The 22,023-nt window shown below is 75.4% G+C and carries 19 protein-coding genes; 12 read left to right on the top strand and 7 right to left on the bottom strand.

Annotated features, from left to right (window positions below; translation table 11 throughout):
• The first annotated feature begins 250 nt into the window (after positions 1-250).
• The 3 genes from dut to LG943_RS22560 are packed head-to-tail and all read left to right on the top strand — an operon-like array spanning position 251 to position 2,185.
• Positions 251-724, top strand: coding sequence for a dUTP diphosphatase (gene dut, locus LG943_RS22550; RefSeq protein WP_270074350.1), 474 nt, complete (start codon positions 251-253; stop codon positions 722-724).
• 56 nt (positions 725-780) lie between these two features.
• Complete coding sequence (locus LG943_RS22555; protein WP_270074351.1) at positions 781-1,569, top strand: DUF3710 domain-containing protein; 789 nt, start codon at positions 781-783, stop codon at positions 1,567-1,569.
• A 10-nt stretch (positions 1,570-1,579) separates the two neighbouring features.
• Positions 1,580-2,185, top strand: coding sequence for a GNAT family N-acetyltransferase (locus tag LG943_RS22560; protein WP_270074352.1), 606 nt, complete (start codon positions 1,580-1,582; stop codon positions 2,183-2,185).
• A 74-nt stretch (positions 2,186-2,259) separates the two neighbouring features.
• Here the strand turns inward: LG943_RS22560 and LG943_RS22565 are convergent, their stop codons facing one another.
• On the bottom strand, positions 2,260-3,348 hold the full coding sequence (locus LG943_RS22565; protein ID WP_270074353.1) for a serpin family protein: 1,089 nt from the start codon (positions 3,346-3,348) through the stop codon (positions 2,260-2,262).
• 480 nt (positions 3,349-3,828) lie between these two features.
• On the opposite strand from LG943_RS22565, the gene LG943_RS22570 reads away from it, so the two are divergent.
• Positions 3,829-4,647 carry a DUF3159 domain-containing protein gene (locus LG943_RS22570; protein ID WP_270074354.1) on the top strand — a complete coding sequence of 273 codons (819 nt, stop codon included), beginning with the start codon at positions 3,829-3,831 and terminating at the stop codon, positions 4,645-4,647.
• Positions 4,648-4,795: 148 nt separating this feature from the next.
• On the opposite strand, the gene LG943_RS22575 is transcribed toward LG943_RS22570, so the two are convergent.
• From LG943_RS22575 to LG943_RS22585, 3 genes are all read right to left on the bottom strand, one after another.
• Positions 4,796-5,461: a class I SAM-dependent methyltransferase gene (locus tag LG943_RS22575; RefSeq protein WP_270074355.1), complete on the bottom strand. Its 666-nt coding sequence runs from the start codon at positions 5,459-5,461 to the stop codon at positions 4,796-4,798.
• 149 nt (positions 5,462-5,610) lie between these two features.
• Positions 5,611-6,294: a potassium channel family protein gene (locus LG943_RS22580; RefSeq protein WP_270074356.1), complete on the bottom strand. Its 684-nt coding sequence runs from the start codon at positions 6,292-6,294 to the stop codon at positions 5,611-5,613.
• Between the two features lies 1 nt (position 6,295).
• Positions 6,296-6,979 carry a potassium channel family protein gene (locus tag LG943_RS22585; RefSeq protein ID WP_270074357.1) on the bottom strand — a complete coding sequence of 228 codons (684 nt, stop codon included), beginning with the start codon at positions 6,977-6,979 and terminating at the stop codon, positions 6,296-6,298.
• A 331-nt stretch (positions 6,980-7,310) separates the two neighbouring features.
• Between LG943_RS22585 and LG943_RS22590 the strand changes: the two genes are divergently transcribed.
• The 3 genes from LG943_RS22590 to LG943_RS22600 all read left to right on the top strand — a co-directional run bounded on the left by LG943_RS22590 (position 7,311) and on the right by LG943_RS22600 (position 10,477).
• Positions 7,311-8,573: a class I SAM-dependent RNA methyltransferase gene (locus LG943_RS22590; RefSeq protein WP_270074358.1), complete on the top strand. Its 1,263-nt coding sequence runs from the start codon at positions 7,311-7,313 to the stop codon at positions 8,571-8,573.
• 71 nt (positions 8,574-8,644) lie between these two features.
• A complete protein-coding gene (locus LG943_RS22595) occupies positions 8,645-9,415 on the top strand; it encodes a DNA alkylation repair protein (RefSeq protein WP_270074359.1) in 771 nt (256 codons plus the stop codon).
• Between the two features lie 129 nt (positions 9,416-9,544).
• A complete protein-coding gene (locus tag LG943_RS22600; protein WP_270074360.1) occupies positions 9,545-10,477 on the top strand; it encodes an LLM class F420-dependent oxidoreductase in 933 nt (310 codons plus the stop codon).
• An 80-nt stretch (positions 10,478-10,557) separates the two neighbouring features.
• Here LG943_RS22600 and LG943_RS22605 read toward each other — a convergent pair whose 3' ends face one another.
• Complete coding sequence (locus LG943_RS22605; RefSeq protein WP_270074361.1) at positions 10,558-10,845, bottom strand: hypothetical protein; 288 nt, start codon at positions 10,843-10,845, stop codon at positions 10,558-10,560.
• Positions 10,846-11,260: 415 nt separating this feature from the next.
• On the opposite strand from LG943_RS22605, the gene acnA reads away from it, so the two are divergent.
• Together acnA and LG943_RS22615 are read left to right on the top strand one after the other, a co-directional pair.
• On the top strand, positions 11,261-13,996 hold the full coding sequence (acnA, locus tag LG943_RS22610) for an aconitate hydratase AcnA (RefSeq protein ID WP_270074362.1): 2,736 nt from the start codon (positions 11,261-11,263) through the stop codon (positions 13,994-13,996).
• A 244-nt stretch (positions 13,997-14,240) separates the two neighbouring features.
• Positions 14,241-16,799 carry a serine/threonine-protein kinase gene (locus tag LG943_RS22615; RefSeq protein ID WP_270074363.1) on the top strand — a complete coding sequence of 853 codons (2,559 nt, stop codon included), beginning with the start codon at positions 14,241-14,243 and terminating at the stop codon, positions 16,797-16,799.
• Positions 16,800-16,956: 157 nt separating this feature from the next.
• Here the strand turns inward: LG943_RS22615 and LG943_RS22620 are convergent, their stop codons facing one another.
• Complete coding sequence (locus LG943_RS22620) at positions 16,957-17,424, bottom strand: septum formation family protein (protein ID WP_270074364.1); 468 nt, start codon at positions 17,422-17,424, stop codon at positions 16,957-16,959.
• 386 nt (positions 17,425-17,810) lie between these two features.
• Between LG943_RS22620 and LG943_RS22625 the strand changes: the two genes are divergently transcribed.
• Both LG943_RS22625 and LG943_RS22630 read left to right on the top strand, forming a co-directional pair.
• A complete protein-coding gene (locus LG943_RS22625) occupies positions 17,811-19,538 on the top strand; it encodes a molybdopterin-dependent oxidoreductase (RefSeq protein WP_408648635.1) in 1,728 nt (575 codons plus the stop codon).
• Positions 19,539-19,693: 155 nt separating this feature from the next.
• Complete coding sequence (locus LG943_RS22630; RefSeq protein ID WP_270074365.1) at positions 19,694-20,008, top strand: hypothetical protein; 315 nt, start codon at positions 19,694-19,696, stop codon at positions 20,006-20,008.
• Between the two features lie 83 nt (positions 20,009-20,091).
• Here the strand turns inward: LG943_RS22630 and LG943_RS22635 are convergent, their stop codons facing one another.
• Complete coding sequence (locus LG943_RS22635) at positions 20,092-20,664, bottom strand: nucleoside/nucleotide kinase family protein (RefSeq protein ID WP_270074366.1); 573 nt, start codon at positions 20,662-20,664, stop codon at positions 20,092-20,094.
• 116 nt (positions 20,665-20,780) lie between these two features.
• Between LG943_RS22635 and LG943_RS22640 the strand changes: the two genes are divergently transcribed.
• Positions 20,781-21,950, top strand: coding sequence for an ROK family transcriptional regulator (locus LG943_RS22640; RefSeq protein ID WP_270074367.1), 1,170 nt, complete (start codon positions 20,781-20,783; stop codon positions 21,948-21,950).
• Positions 21,951-22,023 lie beyond the last annotated feature (73 nt).

The following is a 22,023-nucleotide window of genomic DNA, read 5'->3' on the forward strand; positions in this document are numbered from 1 at the left end:
GACCGAGCCCGCCGAGCCCGCCCTGCCCACCGAGCGCGGGGGGGGGGGGGGGGGGGGGGCGGGCCGGGCGCGCCGGCGGGGGGGGGCGGGCGGGGCCCCGCTGCGGCGGCAGCAGCGCCACGCTGCCCGCCGCGTGCGCGGGTCGAGGTTTGTCGGGCTCCGGCCCGGGGCGGGGCGGCACCAGGACGGGGCCGTGGGCACGGGCTCCGGCGTCGATCGGAGCCGGTGGACCGCGCTAAGCTCGCTAAGTGTGAGTAGCGAATCCCACACCGGCGGAGACCTCGACATCCTCATCCGCCGGCTCGACCCCGAGATCCCCCTGCCGACCTACGCGCACCCCGGCGACGCCGGTGCCGACCTGGTCACCACCGAGGACGTCGTCCTCAAACCCGGGCAGCGGGCCGTGGTCGGAACCGGGATCTCCATCGCGCTGCCCGACGGCTACGCCGCGTTCGTCCACCCGCGATCGGGGCTCGCGGCCCGCTGCGGACTCACGCTCGTCAACGCGCCCGGCACCGTCGACGCCGGATACCGGGGCGAGATCCGGGTGACCCTGCTCAACACCGACACGGCCACCCCGGTCAAGCTCACGCGCGGCGACCGCATCGCCCAGCTCGTCATCCAGCGGGTCGAGCGGGCGCGGTTCCGCGAGGTCGACACCCTGCCGGAGTCCGTGCGCGGCACGGGCGGGTTCGGGTCCACGGGCGGCCACGCGGCGCGGTGACCAAGACCAGCACACCCGGGGCGACCCGGGACCACCGAGCGGGAAGGGTGTAGGGCGTGTTCGGACGCCGAGGCAAGAAGAAGGACACCGCGCGCGCCGCACGGGCCCGGGAGGCCGATCGGGTGATCGGCCCCAGCGCCGAGGACACCTCGGCGTCGGCGCCGCCGGAGCCCGCCAAGGAGGCCGACCGCCACCGCAGTCTGGGGCCCTGGGACGCCTCCGAGGACGCCCCCGAGCTCCAGCGCCTGGACCTGGGGTCGCTGCGGGTGCCCGTGGTGCCCGGCACCAGCATCCAGGTCAACTCCGCGCGCGGCGGCCGGCACATCGGCGTGACCCTGCACAACCAGCGCACGGCCTTGCAGATCCAGCCCTTCTCGGCGCCCAAGTCCAGCGGCGTGTGGGAGGAGATGCGCGAGGAGCTGCGCACCCAGGTCACCACCCAGGGCGGCAAGGTCGAGGACTTCGACGGCACCTTCGGGCCGGAGCTGCGCGCGGTCATCCCGGTGGCCGGGAAGAAGGACGACCAGGGCCGCCAACTGGGCGAGCGCGTGCGCTACATCGGCGTGGACGGCCCGCGCTGGGTGCTGTTCGGCGTCATCCGGGGCGAGGGCGCGGTCAAGCCCGAGGCCATGGCCGGTGTCGAGGAGCTGTTCCAGAAGATCGTGGTGGTGCGCGGCGAGACCCCGATGCCGCCGCGCGAGCTGCTGCCCATCGTGGTGCCGCCCGAGGCCATGCCGAAGAACCAGGCGGGGCAGAACGGGGCGGCGGGCCAGGGCGCGGGCGCGCCGGAGGCCGCCGGCACCGGCGAGCCCGGTGGCGCGGCCGCGCCCGAGCGCGAGAACTGAGGCCCGCCCCGTGATCATCCGCCGCGAGACCCCGGGCGACGCCTCCGCCGTGCGCGCCGTCACCGCCGCCGCCTTCGCCGCCCAGGCGGCGGCCTCCGGCATGCCGGAGGGGCGCGAGCCCATCGAGGTGACCCTCATCGACCGGCTGCGCGCGGACCCCGGCTGGGTGCCCGAGCTGTCCCTGGTGGCGGTGTCCGACGACGACGCGGACGCGGCGCGCGGGCAGGGGCCTGTGATCGGCCACGTGGTGTGCAGCCGGGGCCGGGTGGGCGCCACCGAGGCGCTGGGACTGGGGCCGGTGAGCGTGGCGCCCGAGCACCAGGGGCGGGGCGTGGGGTCGGCCCTCATGCACGCCGTCCTGGGCGCGGCCGACGCGTTGGGCGCGCCGTTCGTGGCGCTGCTGGGCGAGCCCGCGTTCTACCGGCGCTTCGGGTTCCGGCCCGCGTCGCACCGCGGCATCGCCGCGCCGGACCCGGCCTGGGGCGACTACTTCCAGGTCCGCACCCTCACCGCCTACGACCCGGCGGCGGCCCGGGGCGCCTTCGCCTACGCGGCCCCCTTCGACCGCCTGGACGAGCCGCCCGAGAACGCCGGAGCAGCCGCCGAGCGGGGCTGAGCGCCGGGAGCCCGGTCCAGCGGCCATCGATCGCTTACAACCGCTGACCAGGGCACCGGTCTCCCGGCAACGGTCTAGTCCTCGGCCGGGCCGGGGTCGGTGGGCGAGGTGACCGTGCCCAGGAACAGCAGGCCGCCCCGGCGGCGGAGGATGAAGGTGAACGGGCGGTCCACCACGAAGCGCACCGGCTTGCTGGGCACCGCCGCGACGGTGCGCATCACCACGCCGGTGGCGGCCGCGCCCACCGCGCCCTTCTCGTCCACCCGCAGCACGGCCTCGTGGACGGCCTCGTCCACGCGCAGCGGATGCTCCGAGACCCCTGACAGGTCGGCGTCGTCGGTGAAGACGGTGGCGGCTCCGCAGGCGCGCAGCGCGCCGGAGAGGGTCGCGCGGGTGCGCACCTCGAAGCGGGGGAGCGCGAGGTCGACGTCGGTCGGCGCGGCCGCCCGGTACAGGGCGTGCAGGGCCTTGACGGTGGGCACGCCCCGGTCGGACTCGTCCTCGGGCAGCAGCACGTCCAGCGCGAGGTCGTCGGCCGCCGCGACGGTCACCATCCGCCACCCGGCCGCGCGGGCGTAGGGGCGGCGTTCACGCCCGCGCATCATCGGGACCCGCCGGGTGCCCGACGGGCTGCGGAAGTCGTGCGGGGCGGTGTCGGCGGGGTCGAACGGCTTGGACCAGCGCACCCGCACCCACAGCGCGTTGACCAGCAGGGCGCGGGTCGCGCCGTTGACGTCGCCGGACCCCAGCAGTTCGGTGATGAGGCCGCGCGTCAGCTCGGCGACCTCGGCGTTGGCCGCGCGCCGCACGCCGTCGGGGTCGGCGGCGAAGTCGCCCGTGCGGACGGCCGAGTTGGGCCGGGTCTTGACCGCCGCCGTGAACTCGGGGCGCACCGGGAGGTCCTCGCGCACCCACAGGCTGGTGAGGGTGGCGAGTTCGGGCGCGCCGGTCACGGCGTCGTCCAGGGCCGTCAGGTGGGTGTCGAGGTCGGGGCCGAGCAGGGCGGTCAGCTCCCGCCGGGTGCGCCCGCGCGCGCCGGTGGCCAGCAGGCCCAGGGCGCTGGCCACCGAGAGCGGCGACCACGCCAGTTCGCCGCCCGCGCCGAGGGCGGGCGTGAGCCGTGTCGCGAACTCCACCTGGTCGGACCGAAGGGAAACGGGCATCGCGGACACTCCCAGCAGACGCGGTCGGCACTGCGGCCAGCCTAACCGCCCGCCCCCCGCACGGCCGGGCGCCAATCGCCCATTCTCGCGTCGTGGTGTGGCGGGGACGGCTGCGAGGCCGGCGGCGGGCGCGAAGACCTGGGAAGGGGGGAGCCGCTTCTCGTTGCGCGCGGACCCGGTCCCGTGTCGTTTCGGTTCCTCGCCGTCCGTCTGAACCATCCGCCATGAGGGCTGCCGTCGGCGCCCTCCTCGCCGCCTGAGCCGCCTGTGCTCCCCGCACCGCCCGACCGCTCCCGCCTGCGGCGGGAGGGCCGGGCGGCGCGGCGTCGCGGGTGGGGGTGCATCGAGAGGGCGGAACGGGGAAGCAGGAGAAGAGGCGGCCGACCGGAAACGCCAGGGTCGGCCATGGTCAAATCGCGCTCGGCCGCGCCGCCGTGACCTAGGGTGGAAGGCGTAGCCGACGCCGGAATCTGGAGCCTCATGACCGACCACCAGCGCGCCGCCGAAACCACGGAGGTTCCCGGCGCCCGATCCGACTCCGCGGCGACCGACGACACGGCCGCGACCGCCGCCGCCCAGCCCGTCTCCGAGCAGACGGTCGAGGCCGTCGTCCGCGCCCAGCTTTCCAAGGCGCTCGGCGGCAAGCGCGGCATGGTCGAGGCGGCCATCCCCACCCTCACTTTCACCGTCGCCTACATGGCCACCCAGGAACTCCGGCTGTCCCTGATCCTGAGCGTCGGCGTCGCCGTGGCCCTGGCCGTCGTCCGGCTGGTGCAGCGCTCCTCGGTCCAGTTCGTGGTCAACAGCCTCTTCGGCATCGGCATCGCCGCCGTCTTCGCGCTGCGCAGCGGCGACGCCGAGGACTTCGCGCTGCCCGGCATCATCTACAACGCCGTCTACGCGGCGGTGCTCACGCTCACCATCCTCATCCGCTGGCCGGCGATCGGCCTGCTGATCGGCGCGGTCACCGGCGATCCCACCGGCTGGCGCGACAACCCGGCCGTGGTGCGGCTCAGCTCCCGGCTGACCTGGCTGCTCGTGCTGCCCTGCGTGGTGCGCGTGGCGGTGCAGCTTCCGCTGTGGGCGGCCGAGAGCTACGGCGTGGCCAACACCTTCGCCTTCCTGGGCATCGCCAAGATCGCCATGGGCTGGCCGTTGCAGGTGGCCGCCCTCGCGGCCATGGTGTGGCTGCTGGCGCGCGGCCGCACGCCCATGGCGGGCGAGGCCGCCGACACGGAGACCACCGAGGTCGCCGCCCGGGCCGAGGAAGCCGCCGCGCGGCCGCGCACCGCCGAGTAGCGGCAGCGCGCGGCAGTCGCCCCGCCCGGGGGCGGCCGGCGACCGTCCGCCCCGCGCACGCCCCGACGCCGCATTCGGGCACGCCCCCGCCCCGGCGTTCCGCGACCGCCCGACGCCTGTCCCGCGCGCGGGCGGTCGCGCACCGGTGTCAGCCCCGGCGCATCAGCAGGGCGCCGCGCCGGAACCGCTCGTTGTCACCCGGCTCGCGCAGCATCCGGCCGATCTCGGTGAACCCGGCCGCGCGGGCGAGCCCCGCCAGTTCGTCGATCGGCCACCGGTAGGCCGTGGTGACCTTGTGGTCGAACTCCGTGACCGGACCGCCCTCCGCCTCGAAGAACCCCAGCAGGAGGTGGCCGCCGGGCGCGAGGAGCCGCGCGAACTCGGCCAGGTAGGCGGGCACCTGCGCGGGCGGGAGGTGGATGAGCGAGTACCACGACACCACCCCGGCCAGCGCGCCGTCGGCCAGGTCCAGGGCGTCCATGGAGCCGACCTCGAACCGCAGGTCGGGGAACGACGTGCGGGCCAGGTCGATCATCACCGGCGACAGGTCGACGCCGAAGACGTCCAGCCCCAGCTCCCGCAGGTGCGCGGTGGTCCGACCGGGGCCGCAGCCCAGTTCGGCGACGGGGCCCGAGCCGGCGGCGCGCACGTGCGCGGCGAACGCGGCGAGCATCGCGCGGTCCAACGGGAAGGCGTCCAGCGCGTCGCGGGCGAGTTCGTCGTAGATCACGGCCACGGCGTCGTAGGCGTCGGCCGTCGCTTCGAGGTGCGCGGAGGAAGCGGAGGGTGCGAAGGGTGCGGAGGAATCGGTCACGGGCTAGCACCCTAGGGCCTTGCGCGCGGTCCCGCGACCGGCCCCGCCGAGGCGCCGCCGCGGTTCCCGGCCCGTCGCCCTCGCCCTGGCACCGGTCCCGGGCCGACCCCGGCGGTGGACCCGCCGAGTCGGCCCGCATGCGCCCCTGTCTACCCCGGCTCGGGCGCCAGCAGCACGCCCAACTCCTCCACCGCGTCGGTGCTGCCCAGGAACACCAGCCCGTCGCCCGCGCGCAGCGGCGTCGCCGGCTCCGGCGGGTGCGCCCGGCCGGCGCGGACCACCGCCACCAGCACCACGCCCTCGGGCAGGGCCGCGGCGAACTCCGCGACCAGCCGCCCCTCGTGCGGGGTGTCGTCGGGCAGGGTGAACTCCAGCAGGTCGGTCTCGGGCAGCGACAGCCCGCCCGACACCTCGGCCGCCAGTTCGTCCTCGACGTCGGTGTCGGGCGCGTCCACCAGGGCGGCGATCAGCCGCGGCGGCGACACCGCCATGTCCACGCCCCAGTTCTCGGTGAACAGCCACTCGTTGCGGGGGTCGTTGATGCGCGCGATGACCCGGCCCACGCCGAACTCGGTCTTGGCCAGCAGCGAGACCACCAGGTTGACCTTGTCGTCGCCGCTGGCGGCCACCACGGCGTCGAAGTCGCTGAGCCGGGCGTCCTCCAGCGACGCCAGCTCGCAGGCGTCGGCCAGCAGCCACTCCACGCGCGGCAGTTCGTCCACGCCGATGGCGCGGGTGTCGCGGTCGATCAGCAGCACCTCGTGCCCGCTCTCGCTCAGTTCGGCGGCGATGGAGCGGCCCACACCGCCCGCCCCCGCGATCGCGACGCGCATCCTAGCCTCCCTGCCGCTCGTCGGCCGCCTCGGCGAGGCGGGCCTGGATCCGGTCGATCTCCTCGGCGCGCGCCAGCACGTGCAGGATGTCGCCCGCGTGCAGGGTGTCGTCGCCGCGCGGCAGCATGATGCGGTCGGCGCGCACCAGGTAGGCCACCCGCAGCGGCAGCGCGGCCTCCACCTGCTCCACCCGCCGGCCGGTCCAGGCCGATGTCAGCGGCGCCTCGGTCATCACCAGGGTGCCCGAGGGGTCGCGCCACAGCGGACCCAGGTCGAGGTCGGCCGCCCCGGGCATCAGCCGCCGCAGGACGGTGTCGGCGGTCCAGTGCACCGTGCCGACGGTGGGGATCCCCAGCCGCTGGTAGACGGCCGCGCGCCGGGGGTCGTAGATGCGGGCCACGACGTTGCGCACCCCGAAGGTCTCGCGCGCCACCCGGGCGGTGATGATGTTGGAGTTGTCGCCGCTGCTGACCGCCGCGAACGCCGACGCCGACTCGATACCCGCGGCGATGAGCACGTCGCGGTCCTGGCCGGCGCCGTGCACCGCCGCCTTGGCGGTGGCCGGGCGCAGCCGGCGGAACGCCTCGGGGGACTGGTCGATCACCGCGACCGAATGGCCCATGTCCTCCAGCCGGTGGGCGAGGGTGGAGCCCACCCGCCCGCAGCCCAAGATCACGATGTGCACAGCTCACCCGCTCCCGCCGGTATCTTCGCGCGGGGCCGCCCGCGGCGCGCCCCCCGGCGACGGTATACCCATCGCGCACGCGCGCGGGAGCGGGGCGCGCCCGCACGCGTGCCCCGCCGGGGCGCCCGCCCGGGGCCGGCGCGGGCAGCGACCGGGCCGGTGGGGGGCCGCGCGGCGCCGAATCCGGTCCCCGGGCTCGGCTAGAGTGGCGAGCAGATGGGCGGTGGCTGTACGCGGAGGGTCACCCACGCAAAGCCCGAACGTTCCCGTCTGCCGGAGGTCGTCTGCATTGAGTCCCGCGCCGAGCCCGAAAACCCGTCGCGCGCCGGGCATGGTGGGCACCGAGATCGAACTGCGGGTCGACAACGTCGCCCACGGCGGCTGGTGTGTGGGCCGCCACAACGACCGCGTCGTCTTCGTCCGGCACACGCTGCCCGGCGAGCGGGTGCGGGTCCGGGTCACCGAGGAGACCAAGCGCTTCCTGCGCGCCGACGCCGTCGAGGTGCTTGAGGCGTCCCCCGACCGGGTCGAGCCGCCCTGCCCCTTCGCCGGTCCGGGCCGCTGCGGCGGCTGCGACTGGCAGCACGCCACCCTGGAGGCCCAGCGCCGCATCAAGGGCGAGGTGGTCGCCGAGCAGTTGCGCCGCATCGCCGGCATTAACCGCGAGGTGCGCGTCGAGGAGCTGCCGGGCACGCCCGACGGCCTGGGCTGGCGCACCCGCGTGCGCTTCGCCGTGGACCACGCCGGGCGCCCGGGGCTGCGCCGCCACCGCTCCCACGAGATCGAGCCCGTCGACCGCTGCCTGATCGCCCACCCCGAGGTCGACCGGCTCGGGGTCACCGACCTGGAGTGGCCGCAGGTGCGCGAGGTCGAGGCCGTCGCCTCGGGCTCCACCAAGGACACCGCCCTGATCGTCACCCCCACCGGCGCCAAGCTGCCGCCGCTGCCCGCGCCCAAGGCGTCGGCGGCGGTGCTGCGCCGGTTCCGCAACGGCCGCGTGCAGCAGGTGCGCGGCCGCCGCGCCGTGCGCGAGCGCGTGGGGGAGCGGGAGTTCCGCGTCAGCGCCGGCGGGTTCTGGCAGGTGCACCCGGCGGCGGCCCGCGTCCTGACCGAGGCGGTGCTGGAGGCGCTGGCGCCCAAGCCGGGCGAGACCGCGCTGGACCTCTACTGCGGGGCCGGCCTGTTCACCGCCGCCCTGGCCGAGGCGGTCGGCCCCGAGGGCCGCGTCCTGGGGGTCGAGGGCGAGGTCGACGCGGTGCGCGACGCCGCCCACAACCTGCGCGACCTGCCGTGGGCGCGCGTGGAGCAGGGCGACGTCGGCCAGCGGCTGCGCGAGTGGGTCGACATGCGCGTGGACGTCGCGGTCATCGACCCGCCCCGCACCGGCGCGGGCACCCTGGTGGCCCGCCAGCTCGCCGAACTCCGCAACCGACGCGTGGCCTACGTCTCGTGCGACCCCGCCACCCTGGCCCGCGACCTCGCGGCCTTCGTGGAGGAGGGCTACGAACTGGTCGACGTCCGCGCCTTCGACTCCTTCCCCATGACCCACCACGTGGAGTGCCTGGCGGTACTGGAGCGCACCGAGCAGGACTGACCGCCGGGCCCGACCCCGCCCATCCCTGAGGGCGCGGTGACCCGTCCCGGCCCGAGCGGAAGGCCGCGGCCATGGTGACTCCCCTCGATCCGCCGGCGCTGGCCGAGGAGATGCGTACGCGGCTGCGCGCGGGGGCGGTGCCCGGGCGGGCCGAGACGGAGAAGCGCTACCTCCGAAGCGGCCTGGACCACGTGGGGGTGCCGCTGCCGGCCATGCGGGCGCTGGTCAAGGCGGTGCTGCGCGAGCACCCGGGGCTGACCCGCGCCGAGGTGACGGCCACCGTCGAGGAGCTGTGGGCGCGGCCGGTGCACGAGGAGCGGTCGCTGGCGCTGCTGCTGCTGGACGGCTGCGTGGACCGGCTCGAACCCGCCGACACCGCGCTGCTGGAGCGGCTGCTGCGGGACTGCGCGACCTGGGCGCACGTGGACCTGCTGGCGCCCTTCGTCGCCGGGCGGCTGCTGCTGCGCCATCCTGAGGTGGAGGCCGACGCGCGCCGGTGGGCCGCCGACGACGCGCAGTGGGTGCGGCGCGGGGGCCTGCTGACCTTCCTGCTGCCCGTGCGGCGCGCGGGTGACTTCCCGCGCTGGTTTCCGGTCTTCGGCGAGGTCGCCGACCCCCTGCTCACCGACACCCGCTTCTTCGTGCGCAAGGCGATCGGGTGGGTGCTGCGCGAGGGCGTCAAGCACCACCCCGACACCGTCGCCGACTGGCTGGCCGAGCGCCTGGACCGCGTCTCCGGGCTGACGCTGCGCGAGGGGGCGCGCCGCCTCCCCGAGGCGCGGCGGGCCGGGCTCGTCAGCGCCCACGCGGCCCTGCGCCCGCGCGGCGGCCGGATGCCGTGACCCTCCGCGCCCGTGCCCCGCGTGCCGCGCCGCTTCCGCGCCCCGCGCGGGGGCGGTGTGACCGGAGTGGGCCGCGGTGTCCGTGGGTCGCGTTTTCCCCCACGGGGCGAACGGTACGACAATGGGACCATGCGCTTGAGGATCTTCATCGAACCGCAGCAGGGTGCCACCTACGAGACCCAGCTCGCGGTCGCCAAGGCCGCCGAGGACTTGGGATTTGATGCTTTCTTCCGATCTGACCATTATTTGAAGATGGGCGGCGTCGACGGGCTGCCCGGGCCCACCGACTCCTGGGTGACCCTCGCCGGGCTGGCCCGCGAGACCTCCCGTATCCGGCTGGGCACGCTCATGACCGCCGCGACCTTCCGCCACCCCGGGCCGCTGGCCATCGCCGTCGCCCAGGTCGACCGCATGAGCGGCGGCCGGGTGGAGTTCGGCTTCGGCGCCGGCTGGTTCGAGGACGAGCACACCGCCTACGGCATCCCGTTCCCCACCTCGGGCCGCGAGCGGTTCGAGCGCTACGAGGAGCAGCTCGACATCATCACCGGCCTGTGGGCCACCCCGGTCGGCGACACCTTCCGCTACGAGGGCCGCCACTACCGCCTCACCGACAGCCCCGCGCTGCCCAAGCCGCAGCAGGCGCCCCGTCCGCCGGTGCTGATCGGCGGCGTCGGCAAGGTCCGCACGCCCCGGCTGGCGGCGGCGCACGCCGACGAGTACAACGTGCCGTTCAACTCGCCCGAGGACACCGGCGCCGCCTTCGACCGGGTGCGCGCGGCGGTGGAGGCCGCCGGGCGCGCCGAGCCGATGGTCTACTCCGCCGCGCAGGTGGTGTGCTGCGGCCGCGACGAGGCCGAGGTGAACCGGCGGGCCGAGGCCATCGGCCGCGAGCCCGAGGAGCTGCGCCGCAACGGGCTGGCCGGCAGCCCGGCCGAGATCGTCGAGAAGCTCGGCCGCTTCAAGGAGCTGGGGGCCGAGCGGGTGTACCTCCAGGTGCTCGACATGTCCGACCTGGACCACCTGGAGCTGCTGGCCGCCCAGGTGTACCGCCAGATCCAGTAGCGTCCACCGCCCGGCCCGGTCCACCGCCCGGTCCGCCCGCGCGGCGGGCCGGGCCGGCGGTGCCTCGCCGCCTCGGCGCCTCAGTCCTCGCGGCGGTGCTCCTCGGGCGCCGGGGCGGGGGCCGGTCCGCCGTCGGCGGGGTCCGCGCCCCGCGCCGGGGTGCGCGGGCGGCGGCGTCCGCCGCGCACGTAGAAGACGATCCCGGTCGCCAGCATCGCGGCGCCCACGGGGATGGTCCAGTAGCGCGCGGCCGCGTCGGAGAAGGTGAGGTCGGCGGGCGCCCCCGGGGAGAGCAGGGTGATGAGTCCCCACACGAGCAGCGCCAGGCCGCAGAGGACGAAGATGACCGTGTCGCGCACTGCGCGCATGTGGGGGGCTCCTTGCTGGTTCGCCGACATGGGGGACCGGGGCGTGTCGAGGAGGTAGGACGCGCGGCGGACCGCCGGTGGTTCCCCGGAACCCGCCCCCACCTCGTACCCGTTGGTAACTTGATGTCGAGATATGTGTGGGATACCTTGATATCGAGATAAATCAACTCGGGGCAGGCGAGATCGGCCGCCGCGCGGCAGCCCCGCGCGGGCGAAGTCCGGACCCGGCTACGCGCGCCGACGGGGGCACCGGGGACATCGCTGGTAGAACGGAACAGGGTCCCCGGCGCGCCGCCAGGCGGGTGGCGCGGCGCCGTCCTGGCCGGCTCCTTGTTAGGACAGCCTCAGTGGTGTCCCAGCACCGTCGCTGCGGCAGGATGCTGGGACAAAGTGGCGAGATCAGGAGGCAATCACCGTGTCCGCGAACAGCTTCGGCAGCCGTGACACGCTCCGCGTTGGCGACGAGTCGTATGAGATCTTCCGCCTGGACGCCGTCGAGGGCGTCCGGCGGCTCCCCTACAGCCTGAAGGTGCTGCTGGAGAACCTGCTGCGCACCGAGGACGGGGCCAACGTCACCGCGGAGCACATCCGGGCGATCGGGCAGTGGGACCCCAAGGCCCAGCCCAGCCAGGAGATCCAGTTCACCCCCGCGCGGGTGATCATGCAGGACTTCACCGGCGTGCCCTGCGTGGTGGACCTCGCGACCATGCGCGAGGCCGTCAACGACCTGGGCGGCGACCCCGAGAAGATCAACCCGCTGGCTCCGGCCGAGCTGGTCATCGACCACTCCGTGGTGGTCGACATCTTCGGCCGCCCCGACGCCTTCGAGCGCAACGTCGAGATCGAGTACGAGCGCAACCGCGAGCGCTACCAGTTCCTGCGCTGGGGCCAGACCGCCTTCGACGAGTTCAAGGTGGTGCCGCCCGGCACCGGCATCGTGCACCAGGCCAACATCGAGCACCTGGCCCGCGTCGCCATGGTGCGCAACGGGCAGGTCTACCCCGACACCTGCGTGGGCACCGACTCCCACACCACCATGCAGAACGGCCTGGGCATCCTGGGCTGGGGCGTGGGCGGCATCGAGGCCGAGGCCGCCATGCTGGGCCAGCCCATCTCCATGCTCATCCCGCGCGTGGTCGGCTTCAAGCTGACCGGCTCGCTCAACCCGGGCACCACCGCCACCGACCTCGTGCTCACCGTCACCGAGATGCTGCGCAAGCACGGCGTGGTCGGCAAGTTCGTGGAGTTCTACGGCGAGGGCGTGGCCTCGGTGCCGCTGGCCAACCGCGCCACCATCGGCAACATGAGCCCGGAGTTCGGCTCCACCGCGGCGATCTTCCCGATCGACGAGGAGACCATCCGCTACCTCACCCTGACCGGCCGCCCCGAGACCCAGACCCGCCTGGTCGAGGCCTACGCCAAGGAGCAGGGCCTCTGGCACGACCCCTCCCACGAGCCGGAGTACTCCGAGTACCTGGAGCTGGACCTCGGCGACGTCGTGCCCTCCATCGCCGGCCCCAAGCGCCCGCAGGACCGCATCGCCCTGTCGGAGGCCAAGGCCACCTGGCGCCAGGACGTGCAGAACTACGTCACCAGCTCCGTGGACGAGGCATCGGCCGAGTCCTTCCCGGCCTCGGACTCCCCGACGCCCACGCCCAACGGGCTGGTGCCGCACAACCCCGTGCCGGTCACCATGGCCGACGGCACCCAGACCGAGCTGGACCACGGCAAGGTCGTGATCGCCGCGATCACCTCCTGCACCAACACCTCCAACCCCTCGGTCATGATCGGCGCCGCGCTGCTGGCCAAGAAGGCGGTCGAGAAGGGCCTGTCCCGCAAGCCGTGGGTCAAGACCTCGCTGGCGCCCGGCTCCAAGGTCGTCACCGACTACTACGAGCGCTCGGGCCTGACCCCCTACCTGGACAAGCTCGGGTTCAACCTCGTCGGCTACGGCTGCACCACCTGCATCGGCAACTCCGGCCCGCTGCCCGAGGAGATCTCGGCGGCGGTCCAGGACAACGACCTCGCCGTGGCGGCCGTGCTCTCGGGCAACCGCAACTTCGAGGGCCGCATCAACCCCGACGTCAAGATGAACTACCTGGCCTCGCCGCCGCTGGTGGTGGCCTACGCCCTGGCCGGGTCCATGGACGTCGACATCACCACCGAGCCGCTGGGCATCGGCTCCGACGGCGAGCCCGTCTACCTCGCCGACGTCTGGCCGGCGCCGGAGGAGGTCCAGGAGGTCATCGACTCCGCGATCGCCTCCGACATGTACGAGTCGGCCTACTCCGACGTGTTCGCCGGCGACGAGCGGTGGCGCTCGCTGCCCACGCCCACCGGCAACACCTTCGAGTGGGACGCGGACTCCACCTACGTCCGCAAGCCCCCCTACTTCGAGGGCATGGGCGTGGAGCCCGAGGCGGTCACCGACATCACCGGCGCCCGGGTGCTGGCCAAGCTCGGCGACTCCGTCACCACCGACCACATCTCGCCGGCCGGGTCCATCAAGCCCGACACCCCGGCGGGCCAGTACCTCAAGGCGCACGGCGTGGAGCGGCGCGACTTCAACTCCTACGGGTCGCGGCGCGGCAACCACGAGGTGATGATCCGCGGCACCTTCGCCAACATCCGGCTGCGCAACCAGATCGCGCCGGGCACCGAGGGCGGCTACACCCGCGACTTCACCCAGGCCGACAACCCGGCCGACGCCCCCGTCACCTTCATCTACGACGCGGCGCAGAACTACGCCGAGCGGGACATCCCGCTGGTGGTGCTGGGCGGCAAGGAGTACGGTTCGGGCTCCTCGCGCGACTGGGCGGCCAAGGGCACCCGGCTGCTGGGCGTGCGCGCGGTGATCACCGAGTCCTACGAGCGCATCCACCGCTCCAACCTCATCGGCATGGGCGTGCTGCCGCTCCAGTTCCCCGAGGGGCAGTCGGCCGACTCCCTCGGCCTGACCGGCGAGGAGACCTTCTCCATCACCGGCATCACCGAGCTGAACGAGGGGCGGGTGCCCAGCACCGTCAAGGTCAGCACCGACACCGGGGTGGAGTTCGACGCCGTCGTGCGCATCGACACCCCCGGGGAGGCCGACTACTACCGCAACGGCGGCATCCTCCAGTACGTGCTGCGCCAGCTCATCGCGAAGTAAGAAGTAGATCGCGAAGTACCGCGAGGTACCGCGAAGTGGAGTGAGGAGCGCGCGCGGCCCCCGGGCCGCGCGCGGTGCCCAGCGGGGCCGCCGTCGTCCGGCCGGACGACGGCGGCCCCGCGCCGTCGGCGCCCCCACCAGGGGGCCCGGCGGCCACCCCCGCGCACCGCGTGTTCCGACCCGGTGCTCGCGGGGCGTATAGTCCTGATCCCGTAGAGCATGGGGCGAGTCGGAAACGGTGCGTATGGGCGAGGCCGAAACCGCAGGAGGCGACCGCTTCGCCGGGCCGTACCGGTTGGTGCGGCGCCTGGGGCGCGGAGGGTTCGGCGATGTCTTCATGGGCGAGGCGCCCGACGGCGCCCGCGCCGCCGTGAAGCTGCTGCACACCTCCTGGGCGCAGGACGAGGAGATGCGGCGCCGGTTCGCCGCCGAGGTGGAGCAGGCCCGCAAGGTCGGCGGCTTCTGCATCGCGCCGATCCTCGACGCCGACTGCGCCGCCGAGCAGCCCTGGATCGCCTCGGAGTACATCGAGGGGCCCACGCTCACGGCCGCCGTGCGCGACGAGGGGCCGCGCCGGGGGGCGGCCCTCCAGCGGCTGGCGGTCTCCACCGCCACCGCGCTGGCCGCCATCCACGGTGCCGGGGTGGTGCACCGCGACCTCAAGCCCGACAACATCCTGCTGGCCGCAGACGGCCCGCGCGTCATCGACTTCGGGATCGCCCGCGCGGTGGAGGCCACCTCGGTGACCGCCAGCGGCGTGGTGGGGACCGTCGGCTACATGGCGCCCGAGCAGTTGGAGGGGCTGCGGCTGACGGCGGCCGTCGACGTCTTCGCCTGGGGCGCGGTGATGGTCTACGCCGCAACGGGCCGCGAGGCGTTCGCCGCGCCCACCCAGGCCGCCCGCGCCACCCGCATCCTCACCGGCGAGCCCGACACCGGCGACCTGGGCGAGCCGCTGCTGTCGGTGGTGCTGGCCTGCCTGGACAAGGACCCGGCCCGCCGCCCCACGGCGCGCGGGCTGCTGGACCTGCTGCTGGGCGCGGCTCCCGGCGGCCCTGTGGTCGTGGGCGGGGCGCCCGGCTCGGAGCCGGGAGTGGCGCCCGCGCCCGATGGCGGAGCCGAGGCCGGGACCGAGGGGCGCACCGTGGTGGCGCCCGCGCCCGGCGCCGACGCCACCCGGGTGGAGCCCGTGGGCGCGGCGGCGGGGGAGCCCCACGGCCCCGGGGCCGACGGGGGCACGGTGGTGGAGCCCACCCGCGTGGCCGACCCCGCCGCCCCGATGGCCGAGTCCGCCACCCGTGTCGTCGAGACGCGCGTGGCGGAGACCCGGGTGGCCGAGACCCGCGTGGGGCCGCCCGCCGGTGCGGGGGAGCCCGGAACCTCCGCACCGGGTAGCGCCGGTGACGGCGGCGCGCCCGAGGCCGCCCCCGGAACGCTCATCTACACCAGCCTGGCGCCCGGCGCCACGCGCGCGGCCCCCGCCCCGGGCGCCGCCGAGAGCGCCTCGGGCCCCGCCGCGGCCCACGCCTCGGGCGCGGCGGCCACCCCCGCCCCGCCGCACGCCACACCGCCGCACGCGGCGGCCCCCGGCCAGGGCGCCTCCGCCTTCGGCACCCCGCCGCCGCACACCGGGGCGCACGCGTTCTCCGGGTTCCACGGCGCCGCCGGCGGCGACGCGGTGCCGCCCTACTGGTTCACCGGGCGCCGCTTCACCGACCCCGGGGAGCTGGCGGCGGCGATGCAGGCCAACTGGTCCGCCGCCGTGGAGGTCTTCGGCAGCGAGGAGGAGCGCGCCGCGCTGGGCGTGTGGCTGGTCAACGACATCGGCGACACCCTGGTGGACCGCGCCCTGTTCCGCCGCCGCGCGGCCGACGCCAACGTCGCCGTCGCCTGGTTCATCGTCCAGTTGCGGCCCGACCTGCCGCCGGTCTTCCGGGGCCGCGACGCCTCGGTCGCCGCGCTGCGCGAGCGCTTCGCCGTGGTGCGGCCCGCCTTCACCGGCGCCGCACCCGACAACGAGCTGATGCTGCTGGCCCGCTCCGAGGTGCTGAGCGTCATGGCGCTGCACGCCGGACCCGACAGCGCCGAGCTGCGGAAGCTGGCCGACGACCTGGAGGCCGCCGAGCGGGCGGCGGGGGAGTTCCGGGAGCGGCTGGACCGGGCAGCGCCCCGCCTGGCCGCGCACGCCGCCGTGGACTCCGCGCTCATCCTGTCCTACCTGCTGCGCCCTGAGCTGGTCGGCCCGCCCGACGCCCAGGGCAGCGCCGAGGCCGCCGAGTGGTTCGCGGTGCTGTGGAGCGCGGTGGAGGGGGCGCCGACACCGGCGGCCCGCGCCGGCGTGGCCGCCGCCGTGGCGCCGCTGACGGGCGTGGCGCGGGAGAGCGCCGCCCGCCTGGCGGACTGGTCGGCGGCGCTGGCCGTGGCCGAGGGGGAGCGCACCGAGGCGCTGAGCCGGTGGGAGCGCGAGACCCGGCTGAACCGGCTCGGCGCCTGGCTGCGGATCAACCCGGCCTTCCCCGGCCTGGCGGTGGGGGTGCTGGTGATCCTGGACCTCACCGAGACCGCCGACGACATGCTCGGCTGGATCGTCCTGATCGCGGTGGTGTGGCTGGCGGCGCGGCTGGCCGCCGGGCTGCTGCGGCTGGCCAGCGGCCCCCGCCACGGCCACCGCACCTCCGCCCACGCGGCGGAGGCGCGGTTCCACCAGCTCAACGGGCACGCCGCCCAGTTGGAGAACGGCGTACTCCAGATGCGCCGCGAACTGGAGGAGGTCCGGGCGGCCTGCACCGCGCAGGGCCGGTAGGGCGGTCGGCAGGGCTCGGCGGTGTTCCCGGGGCCGAAGTCCGCACGCGCGCCGCGCCCGGTCATGAAGGCCCCCACACGCACCGCGCCCGGCCGGGGTGAACCCGGCCGGGCGCGGAAGGGCCGGCCCTCGCGGGCCGGCGCGGTGGACGCGGGGACTAGCGGGCCGCGCCCGACAGGCTGCCGGTGGTCTGGCCGGCGGGGTCGTAGATGACGCAGAGGATCTCGCGGTCGTCCATGGACTCCCACGACTCCTGGGTGGGGTGCAGCATGTCCATGTCCAGCTCGGACTCCATGTAGGGCATGCCCACGAAGCTCTCGAACTCCGACACGCAGGTCTCCTCGGCCTGGGTCGCCACGGCCTCGTCGCCGGGGTAGTCGCCGTCCTCCATCATGACGCTGGCGAAGACCTCGGACTCGTGCGGCTGACTGCACTCGGCGGTCTCGATCTCGGAGATCTCGGTCATGCCCAGGGGCTCGGCCAGGCAGTCGCCGACCTCGAGGGTGAACACGTTGCCCTGGAGGCTGGCCAGCAGCCCGCAGCCCGACAGGGTCAGGCCGGCGGCGGCGACGGCGGCGGTGGCGGCGACCCGAACGATACGCGGGCGCATGGTCGTCGTAGGCATGGTTTCTCCGTCTGTTCTTCGTTCCAAGGGGATGGGCTCCAGGCGTCCAGACCGCAAGGGATGGCCGAGCGATGCGTCCGTCTCGATACCGCGGGGGCAGCGGCCTGGGGGGCACCGCGGTCAGGGGTGCGGTCCGCGTCCGAGGTCGCTGTGATCTTGGGACGCCGCCCGGGTCGGCTTGGTTCCACAAACTTCGGAAAGCGCCCATGTCAGACGTCACCCTGGCCACACTCGGCCACCACCCGCCGGAGCGGCGGAGGTGGGGAGGCCGCCGAGGGCGGTGGCGGAGGCGGTGGGGGGCGGTCCCGGGAAGCCGTGCGCTGGTCCGCGTCGCGTATCCGTGACAGGATCCAGATGCCCCGGACCGGCGGCTGTGGAGGAGGGGCGTGTCCGACAACCAGCCCGACCACCCGCCCCACGGCAGCGCGCCGCAGGGTGCCCCCGGCGCGCGCATCCCTGTGCCCGGCCGCGTCGGCGCCCTCAGCGGCGTCGTGGCCGCCGGGGCCGCCCTGGGCGCCGGTGAACTCCTCGGCGCGCTGATCCACCCGCAGGCCGCCCCGCTGATCGCGGTGGGCGGCGCGGTCGTCGACCTCACCCCGCTGCCGCTGGTGGAGTTCGCGATCCGGACGGTCGGCGAGGCCGACCGGCCGCTGCTCATCGCCGGGACCGCGGTGCTGCTCGCCGCGCTGGCCGCCTGGATCGGCGCGGCGGCGCTGCGTCGGCCCTGGACGGGCGACGCGGGCATGGCGGCGCTGGCGGCGGTCGGCGCGGCCGCCGCGCTCACCCGGCCCGAGGCCGGACCGCTCTTCGCCGCCCCGGCGCTGGTGGGCGGTGCGGTCGCCGCCTCGGTGCTGCGGGTGCTCCTGGCGGCGGCCCGCCCGCGACCGGCGGCCGAGTCCGCACCGGCTACCGGCGCCGGTGAAAGCTCAGCGCCCGCCGCACCCGCCGAGAGGACGGCCGCGCCGCCTCCCGGGGCCGGCGGTCCACCTGTGTCGGCCGTCCCCGCCTCGGCCGCCCCGGCCTCCGGCTTCGACCGGCGGCGGTTCGCCGCGCTGGGCGCGACCGCCGCCGTGCTCTCGGCGGGTGCGGCGGCGGGCGGGCGGCTCTACGCCGCACGGCGCCCGGCGGCGGGGGAGCAGGCCCGCGCCATCCGGCTGCCCCGCCCCGACTCCCCGGCCCCGCCGCTGCCCGACGGCGCCGAACTGGACATCGACGGCGTGGCGCCCTTCTACACACCCGTCGAGGACTTCTACACCATCCACACCGCGCTGGTGGTGCCCCAGGTCGACGCCGCGCGCTGGCGGCTGCGCGTCCACGGCCGGGGCGTGCGCCCGCGCGAGTACACCTACGCCCAACTGCTGGACCGCTCGGACCTGATTGAGCGCGACATCACCCTGGCGTGCGTGTCCAACCAGGTCGGCGGCGACCTGGTGGGCAACGCCCGCTGGATCGGCGTGCCGCTGGCGGCGGTGCTGCGCGAGGCGGGAGTGCGCCCGCCCGGTGAGGGCGGCCCCGCCGACCAGCTCGTGGCGCGCTCGGCGGACGGCATGACCATCGGCACGCCGGTGGCCGACCTGCTCGACGGCCGCGACGCCATGCTGGCCCTGGGCATGAACGGCCGCCCGCTCACCGCCGAGCACGGTTTTCCCGTCCGCATGGTGGTTCCCGGCCTCTACGGGTATGTCTCGGCGTGCAAGTGGATCACCGAGATGGAGCTGACGACATTCGCCGCCTTCGACGCCTACTGGGTCCCCCGGGGCTGGTCCGCGCGCGGGCCGATCAAGACCCAGTCGCGCATCGACACCCCGCGCGCGGGCGCCTCGCTCGGCGCGGGCACCGTTGCCGTGGCCGGTGTGGCCTGGGCGCAGAACACCGGTGTGGACCGGGTCGAGGTGCGCGTCGACGACGGCCCGTGGCGCCCGGCGCGCCTGGCCGAGGAGGACACCGCCGACACCTGGCGCCAGTGGGTGCTGGAGTGGGCGGCCCGCCCCGGCCGGCACCGGCTGAGCGTGCGGGCGCGCGACCGCGACGGCCGGTGGCAGACCGCCCAGGAGGCGCCGCCGGCGCCCGACGGGGCGAGCGGCCACCACACCGTCGAGGTGACCGTGGCCTGACCTCGGCGGAATGCCTCCCGCGCGGCGCCGGGTGTTTGACGGCGCCCTGTTCGGGACAGCTTGAACGTCCAGGACCGGCCGCACGGCCGGAGCACGGCCCCGCCGCGCCCCGTGGCGGGCACCAACCGTAACCGAGTCTCAACGAGGAGCACCCGATGCCCGACACCTCCCTCAACGTCCTGCGCCGCCTCGTGGCCGCCGGCGCCATCGCCCTGACCGCCTCGTTCGCGCTGACCGCCTGCAACGACGACGACGGCGACGACGGCGAGGAGACCGTCCAGGAGGAGGACGGCGGCGACCAGCAGGACGACCAGGACGACATGGACGACCAGCAAAACGATCAGGACGATCAGGACGACCAGCAGGACGGCCAGGACGACCAGCAGGACGGCCAGGACGACCAGGACGACCAGCAGGACGACCAGAACGACACCGACGACCAGAACGACCAGCAGGACGACAACAACTAGCCGCTGCCGCTTCCGCCACCCGGCCCCCGACCGGCCGGTCGCAGTGCCCTGCCGTCCCGACCGGCGCCCCGCGCGGGCGCCGGTCAGCCGTTGTCCAGGATGATCCCGGCGTGCTCGCGCGGGCGGTGCGCGGCGTAGAACGCGTCCTCCTGGCGCGCCCACTCCTGCCGGTGCGGCGCGTAGGCGGCGGCGTCCCAGCGGGCGTCCAGGCGCCGCCCCCGCAGCGCGGGCGGCGCCTGCACCCAGGCCAGCTCCGCCAGGTAGGGCCGCAGTTGGGCCGCGCCCGACCCGCAGCCCTCGATCACCAGCTCGCCGCGCACCGGCGTGGTGCGCCATTCCCCGAAGGCGCCGCGCGCCCAGTCGTAGGCCCGCCAGCGGGGGTCGGCCCCGCGCGCCAGCGGCTCCAGCACCCACTCCCGCACCAGCGGCACCACCGCCGCCAGCCCCGACCACCCCGGGTAGAGGTCGTCCAGGTGCAGCAGGGGGCAGCCCGCCTCCTCGGCGACGCGCCGGGCCAGCGTGGTCTTGCCCGCGCCCGATCGCCCCTCGACCGCCAGCACCCGCACCCGTCCGGCGCGGGCCGGCGCGCGGCGCAGCGCCGCCACGGCCCGCCGGGGCCAGTCGGGGGCGGCGGTGGACAGGGTGAGCACGGGCACGCGGGGCAGGCTACCCGGGCCGCGCCGCCGTGCCTGTGCTGAATTCAATTCTTGTAAGCTCGCTTCCACCAGCGGCGCGAGGCTTCAGGGCGGGTTTCACGGGAGGAGACGGACCGGTGACCGATGTGGAGGTGACTCCGGGGTCCCAGGCGGCGCTGCGGCGGGCCAACCAGCAGCGGGTGGTCGACGCGCTGCGCAGCGGCGGCACGCTGACCCAGGCGGAGATCGCGCGGGGCACCGGGCTGTCGCCGGCCAGCGTCTCCAACATCGTACGTAACCTGCGCGCGGCCGGCACGGTGTCGGTGCGCGAGACCTCCTCCAACGGCCGCCGCGCCCGCGCGGTCACCCTCATCCGCCCGCCCGGCGCCGTGGTCGCCGTCGACTTCACCCTGACCGCCATCACCGCCGCCCTGGGCGACAGCGAGGGCGGGGTGCTCGCGCGCGAGGCCATCGCCTACGACGTGGCCGGCGACCCCGAGCGCGGGGTGCGGCGCGCGGTGTGGCTGGTGGAGACCCTGCTGGGCCGGGTGCGGGTGGACCGCCGCACCGTGGTGGCGGCCACGGCCGCGGTGCCCGGCCCCGTCGACCTCGCCACCGGCGAGATCGGCGCCATCACCTGCATGCCGCGCTGGGCCGGGTTCCGCCCGGGCGCGGCGCTGGGCCTGCGCCTGGGCGTGCCGGTCACCGCCGAGAACGACGCCAACCTGTGCGCGCTGGCGGAGATGGCCGACGGCGCCGGTCAGGGCCGCGAGCACGTCATCTACGTGCGGCTGGGCCAGGGCGTGGGAGCCGGGATCGTGGTCGGCGGCGCGCTGTTCCGCGGCGCCGGGGGCACGGCCGGCGAGATCGGGCACATCGGCCTGGACGAGCGCGGCCAGGTGTGCCGCTGCGGCAACCGCGGCTGCCTGGAGACCGTGCTGGGGGCGCCCTACCTGCTGGACATGCTGCCCCACCAGGGCGAGGGCGCGCCGGCGAGCGTGGCCGAGCTGGTCGCCGCGGCCGAGAAGGGCGACCCCGGCTGCCGGCGCATCGTGGCCGAGGCGGGCTCGGCGCTGGGCCGGGCGCTGGGGGTGCTGGCCAACACGTTCAACCCCGAGCTGGTCCTGCTGGGCGGGGAGCTGACCGGGGCGGGCGAGGCCCTGCTGGAGCCGGTGCGGCGCTCCATGGAGCTGGGCACCCTGGGCAGCGCGCTGGAGCGGCTGCGCATCGAGCGCGGCCGGTTGGGCGACGAGGCGGCCCTGCGGGGCGCGTTGCTGCTGGCCGCGAAGGCCGCCGCGAACATTTAGCGCCAAAGGCGACATAACTCCCGAATGGCTCACCTTTCCCGGTGCTACCGCTGACCTGCGCCGTTATTGCGTT

Source organism: Streptomonospora mangrovi, assembly GCF_027604915.1.
In the GTDB taxonomy this organism is placed as follows: Bacteria; Actinomycetota; Actinomycetes; order Streptosporangiales; family Streptosporangiaceae; genus Streptomonospora; species Streptomonospora mangrovi.